Origin of the sequence: Paenibacillus sp. KN14-4R (genome assembly GCF_052180255.1) — a bacterium.
In the GTDB taxonomy this organism is placed as follows: Bacteria; Bacillota; Bacilli; order Paenibacillales; family NBRC-103111; genus Paenibacillus_AM.
Genome location: NZ_CP197466.1, coordinates 890,601 through 909,130 on the forward strand (window position 1 = coordinate 890,601; position 18,530 = coordinate 909,130).

18 protein-coding genes are annotated in these 18,530 nt (G+C 42.2%); 15 read left to right on the top strand and 3 right to left on the bottom strand.

All coding sequences use genetic code 11. The annotated features are described in order from the left end of the window. The first annotated feature begins 78 nt into the window (after positions 1-78). The 5 genes from ACSBOP_RS04275 to ACSBOP_RS04295 all read left to right on the top strand — a co-directional run bounded on the left by ACSBOP_RS04275 (position 79) and on the right by ACSBOP_RS04295 (position 6,447). A complete protein-coding gene (locus ACSBOP_RS04275; protein WP_442603230.1) occupies positions 79-861 on the top strand; it encodes an SDR family NAD(P)-dependent oxidoreductase in 783 nt (260 codons plus the stop codon). Positions 862-898: 37 nt separating this feature from the next. Continuing rightward, positions 899-2,317, top strand: coding sequence for an aminomethyl-transferring glycine dehydrogenase subunit GcvPA (gene gcvPA / locus ACSBOP_RS04280; RefSeq protein ID WP_442603231.1), 1,419 nt, complete (start codon positions 899-901; stop codon positions 2,315-2,317). Next, positions 2,317-3,882, top strand: coding sequence for an aminomethyl-transferring glycine dehydrogenase subunit GcvPB (gene gcvPB / locus ACSBOP_RS04285; RefSeq protein ID WP_442603232.1), 1,566 nt, complete (start codon positions 2,317-2,319; stop codon positions 3,880-3,882). The genes gcvPA and gcvPB overlap by 1 nt, the downstream gene beginning before the upstream one ends. 176 nt (positions 3,883-4,058) lie before the next feature. Continuing rightward, positions 4,059-4,784, top strand: a complete 726-nt coding sequence (locus ACSBOP_RS04290; protein WP_442603233.1) for an ABC transporter ATP-binding protein — start codon at positions 4,059-4,061, stop codon at positions 4,782-4,784. Beyond that, on the top strand, positions 4,777-6,447 hold the full coding sequence (locus ACSBOP_RS04295; RefSeq protein ID WP_442603234.1) for a putative ABC transporter permease subunit: 1,671 nt from the start codon (positions 4,777-4,779) through the stop codon (positions 6,445-6,447). Before ACSBOP_RS04290 ends, ACSBOP_RS04295 begins: the two co-directional genes overlap by 8 nt. A gap of 74 nt (positions 6,448-6,521) precedes the next feature. Here the strand turns inward: ACSBOP_RS04295 and ACSBOP_RS04300 are convergent, their stop codons facing one another. Continuing rightward, positions 6,522-7,196, bottom strand: a complete 675-nt coding sequence (locus tag ACSBOP_RS04300) for a DNA alkylation repair protein (protein ID WP_442604371.1) — start codon at positions 7,194-7,196, stop codon at positions 6,522-6,524. Between the two features lie 167 nt (positions 7,197-7,363). Here ACSBOP_RS04300 and ACSBOP_RS04305 point away from each other — a divergent pair, with 167 nt between their 5' ends. From ACSBOP_RS04305 to ACSBOP_RS04315, 3 genes are read left to right on the top strand one after another with little or no spacing between them, the layout of a single operon-like run. Then, positions 7,364-8,062 (top strand): copper homeostasis protein CutC, encoded by a 699-nt coding sequence (locus ACSBOP_RS04305; protein WP_442603235.1) that lies wholly within the window; start codon positions 7,364-7,366, stop codon positions 8,060-8,062. 27 nt (positions 8,063-8,089) lie between these two features. Continuing rightward, complete coding sequence (locus ACSBOP_RS04310; protein WP_442603236.1) at positions 8,090-9,910, top strand: ABC transporter ATP-binding protein; 1,821 nt, start codon at positions 8,090-8,092, stop codon at positions 9,908-9,910. A 22-nt stretch (positions 9,911-9,932) separates the two neighbouring features. Then, the gene (locus tag ACSBOP_RS04315) at positions 9,933-10,595 is read left to right on the top strand and encodes an oxidoreductase (RefSeq protein ID WP_442603237.1); all 663 of its coding nucleotides are present in this window, start codon (positions 9,933-9,935) and stop codon (positions 10,593-10,595) included. A 7-nt stretch (positions 10,596-10,602) separates the two neighbouring features. Here ACSBOP_RS04315 and ACSBOP_RS04320 read toward each other — a convergent pair whose 3' ends face one another. Next, the gene (locus ACSBOP_RS04320; protein ID WP_442603238.1) at positions 10,603-11,334 is read right to left on the bottom strand and encodes a polysaccharide deacetylase family protein; all 732 of its coding nucleotides are present in this window, start codon (positions 11,332-11,334) and stop codon (positions 10,603-10,605) included. Positions 11,335-11,453: 119 nt separating this feature from the next. After that, positions 11,454-11,768 (bottom strand): dehydrogenase, encoded by a 315-nt coding sequence (locus tag ACSBOP_RS04325; RefSeq protein WP_442603239.1) that lies wholly within the window; start codon positions 11,766-11,768, stop codon positions 11,454-11,456. Positions 11,769-11,930: 162 nt separating this feature from the next. On the opposite strand from ACSBOP_RS04325, the gene ACSBOP_RS04330 reads away from it, so the two are divergent. The 7 genes from ACSBOP_RS04330 to ACSBOP_RS04360 all read left to right on the top strand — a co-directional run bounded on the left by ACSBOP_RS04330 (position 11,931) and on the right by ACSBOP_RS04360 (position 18,514). After that, positions 11,931-12,776, top strand: a complete 846-nt coding sequence (locus ACSBOP_RS04330) for a PRD domain-containing protein (RefSeq protein WP_442603240.1) — start codon at positions 11,931-11,933, stop codon at positions 12,774-12,776. Positions 12,777-13,112: 336 nt separating this feature from the next. After that, on the top strand, positions 13,113-13,589 hold the full coding sequence (locus ACSBOP_RS04335) for a PTS sugar transporter subunit IIA (protein WP_442603241.1): 477 nt from the start codon (positions 13,113-13,115) through the stop codon (positions 13,587-13,589). Positions 13,590-13,654: 65 nt separating this feature from the next. Next, a complete protein-coding gene (nagE, locus tag ACSBOP_RS04340; protein ID WP_442603242.1) occupies positions 13,655-15,103 on the top strand; it encodes an N-acetylglucosamine-specific PTS transporter subunit IIBC in 1,449 nt (482 codons plus the stop codon). A 52-nt stretch (positions 15,104-15,155) separates the two neighbouring features. Continuing rightward, the gene (locus ACSBOP_RS04345; protein ID WP_442603243.1) at positions 15,156-15,419 is read left to right on the top strand and encodes an HPr family phosphocarrier protein; all 264 of its coding nucleotides are present in this window, start codon (positions 15,156-15,158) and stop codon (positions 15,417-15,419) included. A gap of 22 nt (positions 15,420-15,441) precedes the next feature. Continuing rightward, entirely contained in the window at positions 15,442-17,181 is a 1,740-nt protein-coding gene (ptsP, locus tag ACSBOP_RS04350; protein ID WP_442603244.1) for a phosphoenolpyruvate--protein phosphotransferase, read from the top strand. Positions 17,182-17,311: 130 nt separating this feature from the next. Then, positions 17,312-17,911: a DedA family protein gene (locus tag ACSBOP_RS04355; RefSeq protein WP_442603245.1), complete on the top strand. Its 600-nt coding sequence runs from the start codon at positions 17,312-17,314 to the stop codon at positions 17,909-17,911. A gap of 45 nt (positions 17,912-17,956) precedes the next feature. Continuing rightward, complete coding sequence (locus tag ACSBOP_RS04360) at positions 17,957-18,514, top strand: thioredoxin family protein (RefSeq protein WP_442603246.1); 558 nt, start codon at positions 17,957-17,959, stop codon at positions 18,512-18,514. Positions 18,515-18,530: the final 16 nt, after the last annotated feature.

Genomic DNA, 18,530 nt, shown 5'->3' on the forward strand with positions numbered 1-18,530 from the left:
ACGCTTCCAAAATCGTTATAATGAGGGAAAATGGGATTATTGACTTTACACATAAGAGAAGGGAGCAACATACCAGACATGTCGAAGTATGATGCAATTTTACGTTTAGATGGAAAAGTAGCGATTGTTACAGGAGGAGCTTCAGGAATTGGATTCGCAACAGCGGAAATGTTAGCTGAGTTTGGCGCGAATGTGATGCTGATCGATATTAATCAAGAGCAGGGTGAAAAAGCAGCATTAGCCATTCGTGAACAAGGCGGACAAGCGCACTTTTACTCCTGCAACGTAACTTCCAATGACGATTGTAAAATGACGGTCAGCCGCATTGTTGAAGAACAAGGCCGTATCGATATTTTATTCAATAATGCAGGTGTTATCCGCAGAAAGACAGTTGTGGATCTCGAAGAGAAAGATTGGGATCTTGTCATGGATGTTTCACTGAAAGGTGCCTACCTTCTGTCCAAATATGCAATCCCACACATGGCAGAAGTGGGTGGTGGCAGTATCGTGAACACAGGATCGGGCTGGGGGCTTAAAGGCGGCGATCAAGCGGCAGCTTATTGTGCGGCTAAGGCAGGAATTGTGAACTTAACGAAGGCGATGGCAATTGACCATGGTGTGCAAAATATTCGTGTGAACTGTGTGTGCCCAGGAGATACAGATACACCGCTACTAAGAGATGAAGCAAAACAGCTTGGTAAAGAAGAAGGCTCTTTCTTAGTATCATCCGCAGTTGGTCGTCCACTTGAGCGTTTGGGTACGCCGAGAGACATCGCAAGCTCAGTATTATTCCTTGTAAGCGACATGTCGAGTTGGGTTACAGGCAGCGTGCTTGTCGTCGACGGCGGAGGCTTGGCTTAATATTTTTTTATAAAATGATTCGATTGAGGTGACTTGGATGGAAAAGAACAATAAATCGGCTGCGCATCCTTATATACCAAATACGATCCCAGAAGTGCAGCGCCAAATGCTAGATGAGATCGGTGTTGACCGAATTGAAGATTTGTTTGCTATTATTCCAGATGATATCAAGTTAAACCGGATGATGAATTTGCCTCCAGTATTAACGGAATATGAACTTCAGCGCGATGTGGAGAAATTGCTTAATAAAAATAAAAGTGCCAAGGAAAAGCTAAACTTCTTAGGTGCGGGCTGTTGGCAGCATTACGTACCTGCTGTTTGTGACGAGATCAACCAACGTTCGGAGTTCGTGACAGCCTATGCAGGTGAACCGTATGAAGATCATGGCCGTTTTCAAACCTTATTTGAATATCAAAGTCTAGTTGCTGAGCTTGTAGACATGGACGTTGTAAATGTTCCTACATTTGACTGGGCGCAAGCAGCTTCCACAGCGCTTCGAATGGCAGCAAGAATTACAGGACGCAAGAAAGTCTTGCTTCCAGCGACGATTGATCGGGATAAGTTGATGATTATCGCGAACTACATTACACCAGATTTATCTTATTCCCTCGTTGATTATAATAGCGAGACAGGGGAACTGGATGTAGAGGATTTGAAACAGAAGGTGGATGCAGAGACAGCAGCAGTTTATATCGAGAATCCTACGTTTCTTGGAATAATTGAATCACAGGGAGCGTTAATTGCCGATATCACTCATCTTGCAGGAGCACTCTTTGTGGTTGGTGTTGATCCGAGTTCTCTCGGTGTATTGAAACCACCTAGTCAGTACGGTGCAGATATCGTATGCGGCGATTTACAGCCACTAGGCATGCATATGAATTTCGGCGGTGGTCAAGCGGGTTTTATCGCAACGCATGACGAAGAGAGATTCGTTATGGAGTACCCGTCCCGTTTGTTTGGTATCGCACCAACTTCGGTTGAAGGGGAATACGGCTTTGGTGATGTAGCGTATGAACGAACTTCTTTTGCCCATCGTGAGACTGGAAAAGAGTCCGTAGGTACACAAACCGCATTGTGGGGTATTACGGCAGGAGTTTACTTAAGCCTAATGGGTCCGTACGGAATGCAAGAGCTTGGACAGACTATCATGCAGAAATCCCAATATGCAGCAGGCTTGCTTGGTCAAGTAGAAGGTGTGCAACTTAAATTCACTTCACCTTTCTTCAAAGAATTCATTGTTGATTTTACGAATACCGGCTTGAGCGTTGCAGCCATTCATGCAAAACTCTCCGAGCTAGGCATTCAAGGCGGCAAAGATTTATCGCAAGATTTCCCTGAGCTTGGACAATCTGCTTTGTATTGTGTAACCGAGATTCATACGCAAGAGGAATTAGATCAATTGGCCTCTACCATTAAAGGATGCTTAGCAGCATTGCAGGAAGGAGTGAGCGTGTAATGAAGCGGATACGTCGTGATCACAAAGTAAGAAACTTTCATCAAGCGAAGTGGGATGAACCGGTAATTTTTGAATTGCATAAAGCAGGTGAACGTGGGGTTCAGGTTCCACAAGCTGAGGCAGCCATCGCGACTGCAATTGGGGATGGTATATCTGCTATTCCAGATTCGATGAAACGCACTGTTCCACCTGCACTGCCGGAAATCGGTCAAGCAAAAGTACTTCGTCATTACTTGCGCTTATCTCAAGAGACATTAGGCTCAGACTTGAATGTAGAGATTGGCCAAGGAACCTGTACGATGAAATACATCCCTCGTATTAATGAGATGATGATTCGCACGCCGAAGCTGATGGAGCTGCACCCCTTGCAGAACGTACAAGATGTGCAAGGGATATTGGAAGTATTTTATCGTTTAGACCTTGCTATGCGTGAAATTTCGGGGATGGATCAATTTACGTTCCAACCGAGCAGCGGTACGCAGGCATTGCTTGCGATGGCATCCATCGTACGTGCTTATCACGATTCTAGAGGCGAAGGTGAGCAGCGTAATGAAATTATTACGACGATTTTCTCCCACCCTTCTCAGGCGGCTACGGCTGTTGTAAAAGGGTATAAGATCATTACCTTATATCCAGATAAAGATGGTTTCCCAGATGTTGAGGAGCTGAAGAAAGTTGTTTCCAATCGGACAGCTGGCTTCGTAGTTGCAAATCCTGAAGATACAGGCATTTATAACCCTAAAATTAAGCAATTCACCGACATCGTCCATGAAGCAGGTGGTATTTGCTATTATGATCAGGCGAATGCCAATGGTTTGCTTGGTGTTACACGTGCTAAAGAAGCAGGATTTGATATGTGTTTCTTCAATTTGCACAAGACATTCGCAGCACCTCATATGTGCGGTGGCCCTGCAACTGGGGCGCTGGGTGTCGTAAGTGATCTGATTCCGTTCATGCCAGGGCCGATTGTTGGCTTTGATGGGGAGAAGTATCATTTTACAAGTGAACATGCGCATGCTAACAACATTGGTAAAGTTCGCAGTTTCCATGGTGTAGCACAGACCGTACTTCGGGCGTATGCTTGGATTCGTGCACTTGGTGCTGAAGGTTTGCTGCAAGTTGCACAGACAGCCGTGCTGAACAACAATTATTTGTATCATAAAATAACACAGATCCGTGGCGCATCAGCACCGTATGTACAGGGCAATCGTCTAGAGCAGGTTCGCTACAGTTGGGAGCAGATGACGAAGGAGACAGGTGTTACGACAGAAGATGTGACGCGCAGAATGTGCGATTTTGGTCTTCATTACTGGACCAGTCATCATCCGTATGTCGTACCGCAGCCTTTTACATTGGAACCGACAGAATCTTATTCCAAAGAAGATTTGGATGAATATATTGCTGCATTGACGCAAATTTCGAAGGAAGCTTATGAGACGCCTGAAGTTGTGAAAAATGCGCCAACACGCAGTACCGTACACCGAATTGATGAGTCCAGCTTCGATCACCCCGATCAATGGTGTATTACATGGAGAGCCTATCTGAAAAAGACCACAGCAGAGTAGCTAAAACGGAGTCCCTTTATCTAACACTTAATGAGTTGGATAGGGGGCTCTTTTTCATGATTTGGATATGCCAAGCGTTTATTATAAATGAATATTATGAATAATTATTGTTTTCTTTGTATTATTGACACATTTGCTTGATTTTGCCATGATAATCTTAAAGGGAGATGAGAGAATTGATTGAACTTTCAAATGTATCAAAAACGTATGGTGGGATGGTTAAAGCTGTAGACAATCTCAACCTAAATATTTCTAAAGGGGAAATATTCGGCTTCTTAGGACCCAACGGCGCTGGTAAAACAACTACCATTAAGATGATTACTGGCATTGCCAGTCCTGATAGCGGCTCCATTACGATCAATGATGTCAATTTACAGCAAAATCCGCTGGAAGCGAAGAAACAGTTTGGCTATGTACCCGATAGCCCCGACGTATTCCTTCGTTTAAAAGGATTGGAATATTTAAATTTTATGGCAGATATGTACGATGTATCGAAGGAAGATCGTTCGCAGCGCATTAACATGCTGGCGAATCGTTTTGAGATGATGCATGCTTTATCCGACCCTATTCTCAGCTATTCGCATGGGATGCGACAAAAGATCGTGATTATGGGTGTACTTGTACATGATCCATCCGTTTGGATTTTGGATGAACCGTTAACGGGACTTGATCCGAAGTCATCTTATACGTTAAAAGAAATGATGCGTGAGCATGCAAACGCAGGTAAAACCGTATTTTTCTCAACACATGTGTTAGAAGTTGCCGAAAAGGTATGTGATCGCGTAGCGATTATTAATAAAGGGGTTATTCAATTCTGCGGAACGTTCAGAGAGATGCAAGATCATTTTAAATCGAATGAATCGCTTGAGAAAATATTCTTGGAGCTGACAGAAAATGAATAAAACCTTGCTTCTTGCCAAAATGCTGATGAAAAACGGGAATGGAAAATCCGGAAAATTGCGCAAAAGCAAAATGGGACTTTCTAAGAACGTTATCGTAACGATTTTAATGTGTCTTGCATTCTTACCTATCGTATTAGCGATTGGTGGCTTAGTTTCTGTCATCTATGAATCTTTAGCAGAGATTAATCAAGAAGGGGTAATTATTGGATTTGGGCTGTCAATTGTAAGTGCGGTTATATTTGTTTTCGGAATCTTCTATGTGATCAACGTCTTTTATTTCTCTCAAGATACAGATCACCTGCTTCCATTACCGTTAAAGCCGTCTCAAATTCTATCTGCCAAATTCATTGTTACTCTTATTTATGAATACTTAACGGAGCTTTTCTTGCTCATGCCTATTCTCGTTACCTTCGGGATAAAAAGCGGAGCGGGAGTTGCTTACTATCTTTATACCGTACTTATTTTTATTACCTTACCGATTCTGCCCCTCGTGTTAGCTTCCATTATCGCAATGGTTGTGATGCGTTTTAGCAGTATTGCGAAGAACAAAGACCGTTTCCGAATGATTGGCGGAATATTAGCTGTTTTCATAGGTTTTGGTGTCAATATATTTGTCCAGCGATATTCTCGTAATCATATGGACCCTGAGAAAATACAAGAGATGCTTGGGCAGAACAATTCACTGCTCAATACGATAACAAGTATTTTTCCAAGTGTGAAGTTAGGGACGAATGCATTACTTCATCATGGAGCATTAAGTGGTCTTGCCTATTTGGGCTTATCAGTGGGTCTCTCGGCTTTCGTCATCTTATTGTTTGTATGGCTGGGTGAGAAATTCTACTTCAAAGGTGTCATGGGGATATCTGAATCGACAGCGAAAAGACGTAAAGTCACCAATGAACAATTGGATAAAAGCACTGTACGTAATTCGGCTTTCAAGTCATTATTTTTAAAAGAAATCAGAACCTTGCTGCGTACACCGATTTTCTTTCTTAACTGCGTATTGATGTGCTTTCTATGGCCGTTATTTTTACTTATTCCGTTTCTAACTAACATGAATGGGATGTCAAATCTCGGTTCAGTAGGTGAGATGTTTAATAATGAGAATATGGGTGGAATCATTATGGCAGTTGGATTTGCTGCCTGCTTAGTCATATCGGCGGCTAACTCCATCACTTCGACATCCATCTCACGTGAGGGGACTAAGCTTTTCGTTATTCAGTATTTGCCAGTTCCTTATATGAAGTACATTATGGCTAAGGTATTTACAGGTGTGATGTTTACGATGGTTAGTGTCGTGCTCATCTTGATCATGGGAATTGCTTTGTTCCACATCCCATTACTCTCTGTACTTATGCTCCTGCTTCTGAGCATACCAAGTGTACTGTTTGGTAATATGGTGGGGATGTTAATCGATTTGAGATCTCCGAAACTCAATTGGGACAACGAACAGAAAGCCGTGAAACAAAATATGAACGCGATGCTTAGCATTCTTGCCAACCTTCTAGTCGCAGGAATAATTGTGGCCTGTGTTCTATTCCTAGATATTGAAATAGTTGCTACATGTATTGGACTTCTTGTATTATTCTCGATATTGAATTTCTTACTTTATCAATTGTTAAAGACGAAAGGCACGAAGTGGCTAGGTAAAGCTGGAAATTAAAAGTTATATTAAAAACCACCAAGCGATGTTTATGTATCGTTTGGTGGTTTTTGTAATTTTGATGTCAATGCAGGTTACTTCTTCTTCCGTGCATTTGTTTTATCCATATAACTTATAGCATCTGGTGTTTTACAAGCTGTATCCCCATGATCCACATGAACTTGTCCGATAGCACGTGCGACATCCTTGGCTTTTGTCTCTAGATGTTCATTACGTACACCGATCGCGATTAAGGCGATGTTCATCGCTTCGCGTGTGCGGTTTTTATGTTCATGGATGTGATTACGAATGATTTCAAGATACTGCTCGAATTGCGTATCGTCTATTTCTTGTTTGCTGAGCGCTAGACAGGCGAGTGTCTGCCAACCCGCACGACCGATCCACTCATCGTCGGATGCCGTCCACAGTTCCATTTTTGTTAGAGCAAAAGGGGTCTTGGCAACAACATGCTTAACGAATTCATCGATTAAACAGGAATACTGTGTATCTTGAATCCAGCTATCGACTTGCTCTGAAGTCATCAACTTCGGGTCTGCGATCATCGTGGCAAGTGTACGGGCATCTGTATTGCCTGTTGCCCATAGCTGCTCGGCAAGTGATTGATCAACTTTGATTGATTTTTTCAACTTATTTAAATTGGCAAAGCTGACGCCATACAAATTGTCTCCTGCCCCGTGTCGTTTAAATGTTTTACGATTTTGCTCTGTTCCAAGACTCTCTAAGGTGGATAATGCAGCTTGTAAGTCCAGAGTAAACACCTCCGCTATGGTCTTCAGACTTTTTGAACATGCTCTTATTGTAAATGATTGTAACGGAAAATGAAGGTTAACACAAAGCGTGACGTATCTTAGAAGGTTCACTATAATGTTTAGTAAGATGATGACAGAGTAAAAGACAGCTAAGGGTGTGGATAAATATGTTATTAGAAGTTATCGGGACGACGTTATCCGAGGTAAAAACCATTGCAGCAAATGGTGCGGATCGAATTGAATTAATTACAGGTATTGCAGAAGGTGGACTTACACCAAGCATTGGCTTGATTGAGGAAGCTGCACATGCAGTTTCGATTCCCATTCAGGTGATGGTACGACCACATAGTCGTTCTTTTTGCTACGATGCAGATGATCTAAGGGTGATGGAGAAGGATATTGCAGCCATTCGGAAACTTGGTCATATAGGAGTCGGCGTTGTAATAGGCACGTTAACAGCTGACGGAAATATTGATATCTACGCATTGGAACGACTATTAGACGCAGCTGGAGATATGGATGTAACTTTCCATCGTGCATTTGATAAAGTTATGGATCAAGAAGCGGCTTATGAGCAGTTATCCCAGTATCCACTAATCCATCGTATATTGACTTCAGGAGGTCAGGCGAATGTGCTGCATGCCGTACCTCGAATGAAACGTCTGGTCGATCTTAGCCGCGATTCTCATATTCAAATTTTGGCGGGTAGTGGTTTAAATATGGAATCGATTGAAGGGTTTGTTAAAGAAACAGGTGTTCAGCAAGTTCATTTTGGTTCAGGGGTGCGTGGAGCGAAAGGATCGCTTGATGAGATTTATGGTGAGAAAATACAGATTATCAAACGATGTTTAACAGATATACAATAAACCTGTTAGAGAGTATGAGGGAATCACATGAGGGATTTAGCAAGAGGAGGATTAAATGATCGTCTCGGTAATTCAAAGAAAGCAACGATAAAAGAAGTGTCCTTACGAAGAATTTGGTCATTATTTCAATCCTATAGCAGGATGTTGATCTTTATCTTGTTTCTGGCGTTAACCGCAGCTGTGATTGGGTTGCTCCCGCCGCTAGTGATGCAGCGCATTATAGATGAGGCGATACCAGATAAGAACATGACGGAGTTATTCTGGTGCGCGGTGCTTATGGTGACGATCCCAGTCATCAGTGGAATGCTCGGTGTATGGCAGAATCACCTGAATACGAAGGTAGCACAAGGTGTCATGAGGGATTTGCGCCAAGGCTTATTTCGTAATTTACAGCAGCAATCAATGAGCTTCTTTACAGGGGCTCGTTCAGGTGAAGTGGTTCAGCGAGTGACGGATGATGTGCAAGCCGTTCAGAACGTGATCACAAGTGTTGTTGTTTCTTCGATTACGCAGATTGTTATCGTCCTGACAACGATCGGCATCTTGTTCTGGATGGATTGGCGGCTCGCCGTTCTATCTATTATTGTGCTGCCGCTCTTTATGATTCCTGTACGTAAAGTCTCTTCAATGCGTAAAAAGCTTCGAAACGAAACTCAGAAAGTACGAGGAGACATGTCTTCGATGCTTGGAGAGATATTTGGTATATCTGGTGCTATGCTGACTCGTATTTTTGGTCGGGAAAAAAGTCAGGAGCTTGGCTTCGAGCAAATGAATACGAAGGTTATGGATATGGAGTTAAAACTGAATCTAATGGGACGCTGGTTCATGATGTTCCTTGGTGTGCTCGGTCCTCTTGGAACTGCAATAATCTACATTTATGGTGGTTATGCGGTGATTCATGGCACAATGTCCATCGGGGCGATTGTTGCTTTTACAGCTTACTTGACACGCTTATATCAACCATTTGGCACACTGCTAAATTTGCATGTGGAAGTAGCGACCTCATTAGGTGTATTTAAACGTATTTTCGAATATCTTGATATGAAACCTGAAGTAATAGAGAAGCCTCATGCGAAGGTGATTCCTTCTGTAGAGGGGCATATTACTTATGAGGATGTGAATTTTTCCTATCAACAGGGGACAGAGGTTCTACACCATATTTCGTTTACTGCAAAAGCAGGTGAGATGGTTGCCTTAGTGGGTCCTAGTGGAGCGGGGAAATCAACGTTAATTGGAATGATCGGCAGATTACATGATCCGACGCAAGGGACCATTTATGTAGATGGGTATCGGATCACCGATGTGACCCTGGATTCTCTGCGTCAGCAGATGGCTTATGTGACACAAGAGTCCTTCTTATTTCATGCTACACTTCGAGACAACATGTTATTCGCCAAAGAGGATGCAACCGAAGCTGAGATAGTAGATGCTTGTCGGAAAGCTTACATTCATGACTTTATTCAAGGGCTTCCTAGTGGCCTTGATACGATGGTTGGTGAGCGGGGGCATCGTTTATCGGGTGGGGAACGTCAACGAATTGCGATAGCAAGAGCGATATTGAAAAATCCCCGCATTTTAATTTTAGATGAAGCGACCTCACATTTGGATTCGGAATCCGAATCCTATGTTCAAGCTGCGCTGCAGGAATTAATGAAAGATCGAACAACCCTTGTCATCGCTCATCGCCTTTCAACGGTACTAGCAGCGGATCAAATTCTAGTCGTAGAAGATGGGCAAATTGTGGAGAGCGGCAGCCATCAAGATCTTTTGGAAGTTGATGGTTTATATGCAAGACTGTATCGTAAACAAGTATTTGGTGCTGCATCGGAGACGGATGCTTTTGCTTAATCAATGTTAATTGGGGGTAGTCATGGGGAAAACAGCATGGATCATCGGAGGTACAGGACTTGTTGGTCAGCAATTAGTGGATCAAGCATTAAGGCACGCACAATATGACCGTGTTGTTATGCTCGTTCGTAAACGCAAAGAGCTGGATCATCCGAAGCTGGAGCAGCAGGAGATTGATTTCGCAAAGCTTGCTGATTACGAATTCGCCATGCAAGGTGATGATGTATTCTGCTGTTTAGGCACAACTCAGAAAAAGGCAGGTTCACAACAAGCTTTTCGTTTAGTCGATCATGATTATCCCCTATATGTAGCACGGACTGCCAAGATGCAGGGGGCTCGAAGCTTTCTAATTATCACAGCAATGGGAGCTAGTGTACATTCATCTATTTTTTATTCAAGGGTAAAAGGTGAGTTGGAGCAGCATCTTAAAGAGCTAGGTTTAAATGCGCTTCATATTTTCCGTCCTTCCCTTCTAACTGGTAATCGAACGGAACATCGCAGCGGCGAAAAGTATGCGGCAAAGCTATTTCAAGTAATCAACTTTTTGCTAGTTGGCCCTCTGAGAAAATATCGGAGCATTGACGCTGCTGTTGTTGCAAGAGCTATGCTGCATACTGCCAATGAATCGGTAAGCGATGTATCGATTTACGGGTCTGATCAAATTGCAGAACTAGGGAAGGCATAAGGCTTGTCTAATTCCATGTATAAGTCATTAATTCTGATACTGTTACGATCTGATAGCCCCGGCTCTTAAGCTCGGGCAATATTTTCTTAAGTGCTTGAATCGTATTTGTTCCTCTTTTTTCTACATGGTCATGTAACAATACAATGTCACCATTGCGAGCATTGTTTAGCACCTTGTTCACGATATAATCAACACCAGGAGAACGCCAATCCAGTGTATCTTGATGCCAGGACCAAAGAACAATGTTATAACCATTTCTCCGGGCTGTATTCACGAGTGTTTCGTTATAATATCCACCAGGCGGACGGAATAAGGTTGGGCGAATATTCCCTATTTTCATAATGGCTTCTTGGGTTAGTAAGATTTCTTGCTCGATTTTGGTAGATGTCTGATTGCGGTTGAAATAAGGATGATAAAAAGTATGATTAGCGATTTCGTGACCCTCAGCTATTTCTCGTTTTAGGAGATCAGGGAACTTTTGCACCCGGTTACCAACAACAAAAAAAGTCGCCTTAGCTTCATATTCTTTTAGTAAATCAAGAATTTGTGGGGTCTGAAAAGGATCAGGTCCATCATCAAAGGTGAGTGCAATCACTTTGGAATTTGTACGTACTTCCCATAAGATATCCCCCCGCTTTTCATAATAAGCACGATCTTTGGGAGCATCCATGGCAAGAAGAGCAGGCATGGCAAACAACAACAAACAAGCAGCAAGTAATCGTATAAAATTTCGTTTCATCGGTAACTCCTTTACCCATTATGTATAGCGCTTAGTTTGCGTTCATTTCGGCTAAAATATTACAGGGAAGCTCGTATGTTCATAAGCCTTCCCCGTAGTTTCTACCTATTAGGATTGGATTAACCGCCAAAAGCGTCACGAAATTTTCGAGATAACAAGTTCACATCAACTTCCCAGATGGCCGCAATGTCATCTGCAAGGTGCTGATCCCACCAGTTTGCAAGTTCTCTGCGATTGGAGCCATGCTCCAGAATAAAAGGTAGATTTAACAAAACTTGCTTATAGTACAATTTCTCAGCTTCTTCTATCTTTTCTGGTGGAATATAACAATTGAGGCGTTTAACAGTACGATATAATTCTTTATTGCAAGCTCGGCGAATTTTTCGTAAATTAGGAGCTTGCGCCTTATGTTTTTCAGGATTTTTAGGTATCATTGCTCCTCGTCTCCCTTCTATCACATATTTATGCAGGCACGTGAAGATGAGCGACAGTTTAACAAAGAGCTAATAATATTTATAATTGACTCAGCTTAAACGAATATAATACAATAATTCTTCGTATGAGCAGATGACCTTTGGAAAAGGTGAGGTAGTCACATGAATGAATCGAGCGCTTACACAATTCAACGGGTAATAAGCAACAATGTCGTGCAAGTGCAAGGGGATCAACCTGGGCAAGAAATAATATTGACAGGAAAAGGACTTGGCTTTGGTGTGAAAACGGGTTTTGAGTTAGCCTCAAATGATCCGCGCATCGAAAAGAAGTACATGCTCGATGATCAGCAAGAAACGCATAAGTATCAAATGATGTTCGATCAGATCGATCAAGAAGTTTTAGATGTATCGCAAGACATCATTTCGATGATTGGCAAGGAGTTTAACAGTGATCTGAATGATCAAGTGTTTTTCGCACTCCCGAGTCATATTCAATTTGCACTTCATCGCTTAAAAAATGATATGGAAATTGCGAACCCATTTATTTTCGAAATTCAAGCTCTTCATCATAAAGAGTATGAGATTGCACAAAAAGCAGCTAATATGATCGCTCAGGCATTTGATATTGAAGTTCCTGAGTCAGAAGTTGGTTTCTTAGCCATGCATATTCAATCCGCGGTTTGCCATGTTTCCGTAGGTAATATCGTAAAGGATACACATTTAATTCTTGAATTGGTTGAAGCCATTGAACAAGCGAAAGGAATTCAGATTCCCCGAGACAGCATTGATTACATTCGACTCATCACCCATCTCAGGTTTACTATTGAGCGATTGAAGACAGGGAAGGTTTCCAAGAACCCTTTCATTGATCAATTAAAGGAGTCACTGCCAGAGGAATATGTACTTGCTAAAAAAGTATCCGTCATTCTAGGAGATCGATTGGAAACGCCTGTTCCTGAAGATGAAATCGGCTACATTGTCATGCATTTATACCGATTATTCCAGTAGTTTAATCATAAATCCAATTAATCCAGCGGGTCTCACTTTGTGCATAAAAATCAGTAAAAGGAATAAGTTAGTTCAAGGTGGTTAAGCTAACATCGACACATGTTATAGCCGCCAGGACAAACTAGTTCGTGTATCCCTAACGATACATAAATGCCAAAAGTGTTGACATGAGGGACTCGTTGGTTTATTATCAATTTGTATTATTTAGCGTGCAACTAGTTAAATCTAGGCATGAGCTAAGTGAGACAAGAGAGTCTTCTTACTTTCTTACTTCACAGCTCATGCCTTTTTTGTGTTCATTGGCATAGTAGCTGTACTACAAAGGAGCTGCTTACTATGTTTTTTAAGAAAAAGAAAGTCATCACAATTGCATCACCGGTAACAGGAACATCCGTACCCCTCACAGAAGTACCAGACCCAGCGTTTGCACAAGGGTTTATTGGTGATGGTGTTGCAGTAGAGCCTACTCAAGGCGTTCTTGTTTCTCCTTGTGACGGTGTTGTTGCGCATATGATTGATACGTATCATTCTGCGATCGTTGCGCACGAATCAGGGATAGAAGTATTAATGCACATCGGTGTAAACACAGTTAATCTAAAAGGGCAACACTTTAACCCATTAGTGAAAACAGGTGACACTGTTAAATTAGGACAACCATTAATCGAATTCGATATCAAAGCGATTAAACAAGCGGGTTACCCGGTTATTACACCTGTCATTATGGCAAATGCTGAAGTGGTAGACAAACTAACTTCTTCTACAGGAGCTGTAACAGCAGGTGAAGGGAAATTGCTTGAAATTCAAGTCAAATAAGATTTGATGATCTAGACAACATCTCAGATGACATCGCAGATAACAACTTGGAGGTTTTCTTAATTATGTTGGCGTTTTTACAAAAAATCGGTAAGTCCTTGATGCTACCTGTTGCCTCGCTTCCTGCTGCAGCGATCCTGCTTCGTTTTGGTAACATTGATTATGTCAAAGATTTTCATCTAGGCGCATTTGGCGAATGGATGAATCATTATATTGCACCTTTCCTAGATGCGGGTGGTTCCGCAATTTTCGATAACTTGCCGCTTATTTTTGCGATTGGGGTCGCAATCGGTTTAGCAGGCGATGCTGTTGCTGCACTTGCAGCAGTAATCGCACACTTAGTACTAATTAAGGTATTGTCCAAGCTTCCGGCGGTATTTAGCTATATTGGCGCTGACGTGAAACTGGACATGGGTGTACTTGGCGGTATTTTAGCGGGTGCGCTAGCTGCATTCCTTTACAACAAGTACCACAACATTAAAGTACCCGATTGGCTCGGATTCTTCGGTGGTAAGCGTTTTGTTCCAATCGTAACTTCGATTACCATGGTATTTGTAGCCCTTCTATTCGGTATGATTTGGGGACCGGTTCAAAATGGTCTTGATGTATTCGGGAGATGGGTTGTAGATTTAGGTGCAACGGGATCTGCAATTTTCGGAACAGCGAACCGTTTGCTTATTCCTTTCGGTTTACACCACGTAATCAACGCAATCGCTTGGTTCCAAATTGGTGATTTCACAGATACAGTGAAAAATGTAGTTGTTCATGGCGACTTGCATCGTTTCTTCGCTGGAGATAAAACAGCTGGCCTATTTATGACAGGATTCTTCCCGGTTATGATGTTCGGTCTTCCTGCTGCGGCGTTTGCCATTATTCATACTGCAAAGCCGGAAAAACGTAAAACAGTTGCATCCGCATTCATTGGTCTTGCGCTTGCTTCCTTCTTAACAGGTATTACAGAGCCAATTGAATTTGCATTCATGTTTGTGGCTCCAGTATTATTTTTTATTCATGCGATCTTAATGGGTATTTCTGGATTCATTATGACTAGCCTTGGTGTTAAACTTGGATTTGGTTTCTCAGCGGGTGCGATTGATTACCTGCTTAACTTCCCACTAGCAACTAAGCCATTGCTCTTAATTCCAGTTGGTCTCGTGTTTGCTGTGGTCTACTACTTCTTGTTCCGTTTCTTCATCGTGAAGCTTAACTTGAAGACGCCAGGTCGTGAAGACGATGAGGATGGTGAAGAGCAAGCAGGCGGTACAACAGGTAAATCTTCTTTACACGACAAAGCTGTCAAAGTGACTGAGCTTATTGGTGGTAAGGATAACATTGTTGGTTTAGATGCTTGTATTACTCGTCTACGTCTTGTACTTAAAGATGACAAGGTAGTAAACGAAGCTGAGCTGAAGAAATTGGGCGCAGCTGGCGTAATGAAACTTGGTTCTGGTGCAGTTCAGGTCATTTTCGGTACACAATCCGAAATGATTAAAGACGAAATGAAAAAACTGTAATTGGAACAACAACCCATTTATATATAAAATTTATTTGAGGAGTGGAAGAAACATGTTACAACAACAATTCACAATCCAAAACCCTACAGGAATTCACGCAAGACCAGCTGGTGCTATTTTGAAGAAAGCTAGCATCTACGCATGTAAAGTAGAATTAGAAAAAGCAGACGGTACTCGCGTAAGCGCAAAGAGCATGGTTGGTTTGCTTAAACTAGGTCTTAAACAAGGCGAGCAAGTTACAATAATCACAGATGGTGACGGCGAAGCAGAAGCACTTCAAGCTGTTGGTGAAGTTGTAGAGCACGTATTCGAATAGAATAAGCGGGGGAGATGAACTGATGAAATTACAAGGAATTGCAGCAGCTCCTGGTTTTTCAATCGGACCCGCATTTGTAATGCAGGATCAGAAGGTTGAAGTCGAACGTAAGAAATTGTTGCCTCACCAGACTCCAGCTGAAGTTCAGCGTTTTACACAAAAAGTAAATGAAGCCATTGAGCAATTGAAAGTCATTCAAGAGCAAACTCGTGAGAAAATAGGCGATGAGCAAGCTGAAATTTTTGAAACACACATTTTGGTGCTGCATGACGAAGAATTCGTAGGCCGTATTAAAGAAGTGATTGACCAAGAAACGATTAATGCAGAGGCGGCTCTTCATGATGTTACCATTGAGCTCGTGGAATTTTTTGAATCCATGGATAATGAGTATATGAAAGAACGCGCAGCTGACTTCCGTGACGTAAGCAAGCGTGTAATGGGTCTTCTCACTGGCGCAAAGCAAGCTTCGCTTAACGATTTTGAAGAGCCAGTTGTACTGATTGCTGATGACTTAACACCATCGGATACAGCGCAATTGGATCGTGATCGTGTAGCTGGTTTCGCAACGAACATTGGTGGTCGTACTTCTCACTCTGCGATCATGGCTCGTTCCATGGAAATTCCAGCTGTTGTTGGTCTTAAGAATGTGACATCCCAAGTGATATCCGGAGACTATGTGATCCTTGATGGTGTATCAGGAGAAGTATTCGTAAATCCAACGGAGGAGCAAATTGCTCTTTATCAAGAGAAGCAAGTGAAATTTGAAGAGCAAAAGGCGGAGTACAAGAAGTATTTGAACTCTGCCTCTAAAACTGCTGATGGACATCAAGTTGAGCTTGTAGCGAACATTGGTAACCCAGGTGATGCGCTTGGTGCACATCGTAATGGTGCTGAAGGTATCGGTTTATTCCGTACGGAATTCCTTTATATGGGTCGTTCAGACTTCCCTACCGAAGAAGAGCAGTTCAAAGCTTATAAAGAAGTGGCAGAAACTTTCGGTGGCGATCATCCAATTGTTATTCGTACGCTTGATATCGGCGGTGACAAGGAGCTTGATTACCTGGAGCTTCCAAAAGAAATGAACCCATTCTTAGGTTATAGAGCGATTCGCCTGTGTCTAGATGAAGTGGAAATGTTCAAGACACAGCTTCGTGCAATTGTACGTGCAAGTGCGTTTGGTAATGTGAAAATGATGTACCCGATGATTGCAACTATTCAAGAATTGCGTGCAGCGAATGCGATCTTAGCTGAAGTTCGTGCTGAATTTGATGAAAAAGGCATTGCGTACAACCCGAAAATGGAAGTCGGCATCATGATCGAAATTCCTGCAGCTGTACTTGTGTCCGATCAATTGGCGAAAGAAGTTGATTTTTTCAGTATCGGAACGAATGATCTTGTTCAATACACAATGGCAGCAGACCGTATGAATGAGAAAGTATCGCATCTGACACAACCGATGAATCCATCTGTACTTCGCCTTATCCGCATGGTGATTGACAATGCGCATAACGAAGGGAGATGGGTTGGTATGTGCGGCGAGATGGCTGGTAACTTAACGGCTATTCCAGTTCTACTTGGTCTTGGACTAGATGAGTTCTCCATGAGTGCAGGTTCTGTACTTCCTGCTCGCGTTCTGATGAGCAAGATTACACATGAACAATCGAAGCGAATTGCAGCTGAAGTTTTGAACATGGAAACGGCAGATGAAATTCAAGTCTATGTGCGTGAAACACTCCCTGTCATTGTTGAAATGAACGGATAATTGTTTTTAATATTATAAATCTAACTAAATGAATGGACGCCCGATGTTTTACAAAGGGCGTTCTTTTTGTTAGTTATGATGGAGTATGATAGAATAAATAGCATATTAAAGGTAGGAAAGTAGGAAAATCATGATCAGTGAAATCGTCTCGTCAATACTTTTGTTTTTGGAAGGGCTTGGATATTGGGGGGTAATGTTCGGTTTGATGATCGAGATTATCCCTAGTGAGATTATTCTTTCTTTTGCAGGATATTTGGTTTCAAATGGAAGCATCTCTTTTGTTGGTGCAGTCATTTTTGGAACGATTGGCGGGGTATTTGCGCAGTTGTTTATTTATTGGATTAGTCGTTATGGCGGAAGACCTATACTTGAAAAATACGGTAAATATATTTTTATTTCTAAGCATCATATCGATATGTCGGAGAAATGGTTCAACAAATATGGGACAGGTATGATCTTTACAGCTCGGTTTATCCCGATTGTGCGTCACGCTATCTCCATTCCAGCAGGGCTTGTTAAAATGCCACTTGCACGTTTTATTACACTTACGACGCTTGCTGTCATACCATGGACAATTCTTTTCGTCTATTTGGGCAAGACGCTCGGCAGCAATTGGGAGAACATTAATGAGATTGCTGCACCTTATGTTAAACCTATTCTCATTGCTGCAATTGGTTTAACTGCTTTATACTTCTTAGTTAAGATACTCATGCGTAAAAAGCGTGCGTGATGGTCGGCATCATATAAATCGAGTTCATTTTGGGAGGCAGGATCGATGAGTAATAATGTTTCAGCCAAAATTGGCAAGGGCATCTCGCCACAGCAATTTCAACAAAGCATGACGAAGAATCAAGCCCAATTTGCAGAGTGGTTCGATCGATTTGCATGGCAGACAGAAGAGGATAAGCAGTTTTTTGAGTCATTGAACAATCGTGACGACTTACGCTGCCTCATTATTGCTGCGGATTGGTGCGGTGATGTCGTACGTAATATTCCTGTCGTGTTCCAAGTGTTAGAAAACAGCGGAATGCCTGTTGAAGTGTTCATCAAAGAACAACATGAGGATCTGATGAAAGATTTTGAAGGCAAGGGGATTCCTGTTGTGATCTTTGCTGATACAGGTGGATTTGTACTTGGTAAATGGGGACCGCGTCCTGCTCATGTCCAAGCAATTATGACTGAGTTCAAGGCGAGTAACCCAGATCGTGAAGCGCCAGATTTTCAAGAGAAAATGGCAGCTGTCCGTTCCCAAATGGTTCAAGCTTATGGAGAAGATACCGGCTATCAATCAGTCGTCGTATCCGAATTAAGAGAGTTACTATCCTCTTTCTAAGAAATGAACAAGGAGA

Coding starts and splice junctions, on each gene's coding strand:
- ACSBOP_RS04275 (WP_442603230.1), top strand. CDS start 79: ATGTCGAAGTATGATGCAATTTTACGTTTAGATGGAAAAGTAGCGATT.
- gcvPA (WP_442603231.1), top strand. CDS start 899: ATGGAAAAGAACAATAAATCGGCTGCGCATCCTTATATACCAAATACG.
- gcvPB (WP_442603232.1), top strand. CDS start 2,317: ATGAAGCGGATACGTCGTGATCACAAAGTAAGAAACTTTCATCAAGCG.
- ACSBOP_RS04295 (WP_442603234.1), top strand. CDS start 4,777: ATGAATAAAACCTTGCTTCTTGCCAAAATGCTGATGAAAAACGGGAAT.
- ACSBOP_RS04305 (WP_442603235.1), top strand. CDS start 7,364: ATGTTATTAGAAGTTATCGGGACGACGTTATCCGAGGTAAAAACCATT.
- ACSBOP_RS04310 (WP_442603236.1), top strand. CDS start 8,090: ATGAGGGATTTAGCAAGAGGAGGATTAAATGATCGTCTCGGTAATTCA.
- ACSBOP_RS04315 (WP_442603237.1), top strand. CDS start 9,933: ATGGGGAAAACAGCATGGATCATCGGAGGTACAGGACTTGTTGGTCAG.
- ACSBOP_RS04320 (WP_442603238.1), bottom strand. CDS start 11,334: ATGAAACGAAATTTTATACGATTACTTGCTGCTTGTTTGTTGTTGTTT.
- ACSBOP_RS04325 (WP_442603239.1), bottom strand. CDS start 11,768: ATGATACCTAAAAATCCTGAAAAACATAAGGCGCAAGCTCCTAATTTA.
- ACSBOP_RS04330 (WP_442603240.1), top strand. CDS start 11,931: ATGAATGAATCGAGCGCTTACACAATTCAACGGGTAATAAGCAACAAT.
- ACSBOP_RS04335 (WP_442603241.1), top strand. CDS start 13,113: ATGTTTTTTAAGAAAAAGAAAGTCATCACAATTGCATCACCGGTAACA.
- nagE (WP_442603242.1), top strand. CDS start 13,655: ATGTTGGCGTTTTTACAAAAAATCGGTAAGTCCTTGATGCTACCTGTT.
- ACSBOP_RS04345 (WP_442603243.1), top strand. CDS start 15,156: ATGTTACAACAACAATTCACAATCCAAAACCCTACAGGAATTCACGCA.
- ptsP (WP_442603244.1), top strand. CDS start 15,442: ATGAAATTACAAGGAATTGCAGCAGCTCCTGGTTTTTCAATCGGACCC.
- ACSBOP_RS04355 (WP_442603245.1), top strand. CDS start 17,312: ATGATCAGTGAAATCGTCTCGTCAATACTTTTGTTTTTGGAAGGGCTT.
- ACSBOP_RS04360 (WP_442603246.1), top strand. CDS start 17,957: ATGAGTAATAATGTTTCAGCCAAAATTGGCAAGGGCATCTCGCCACAG.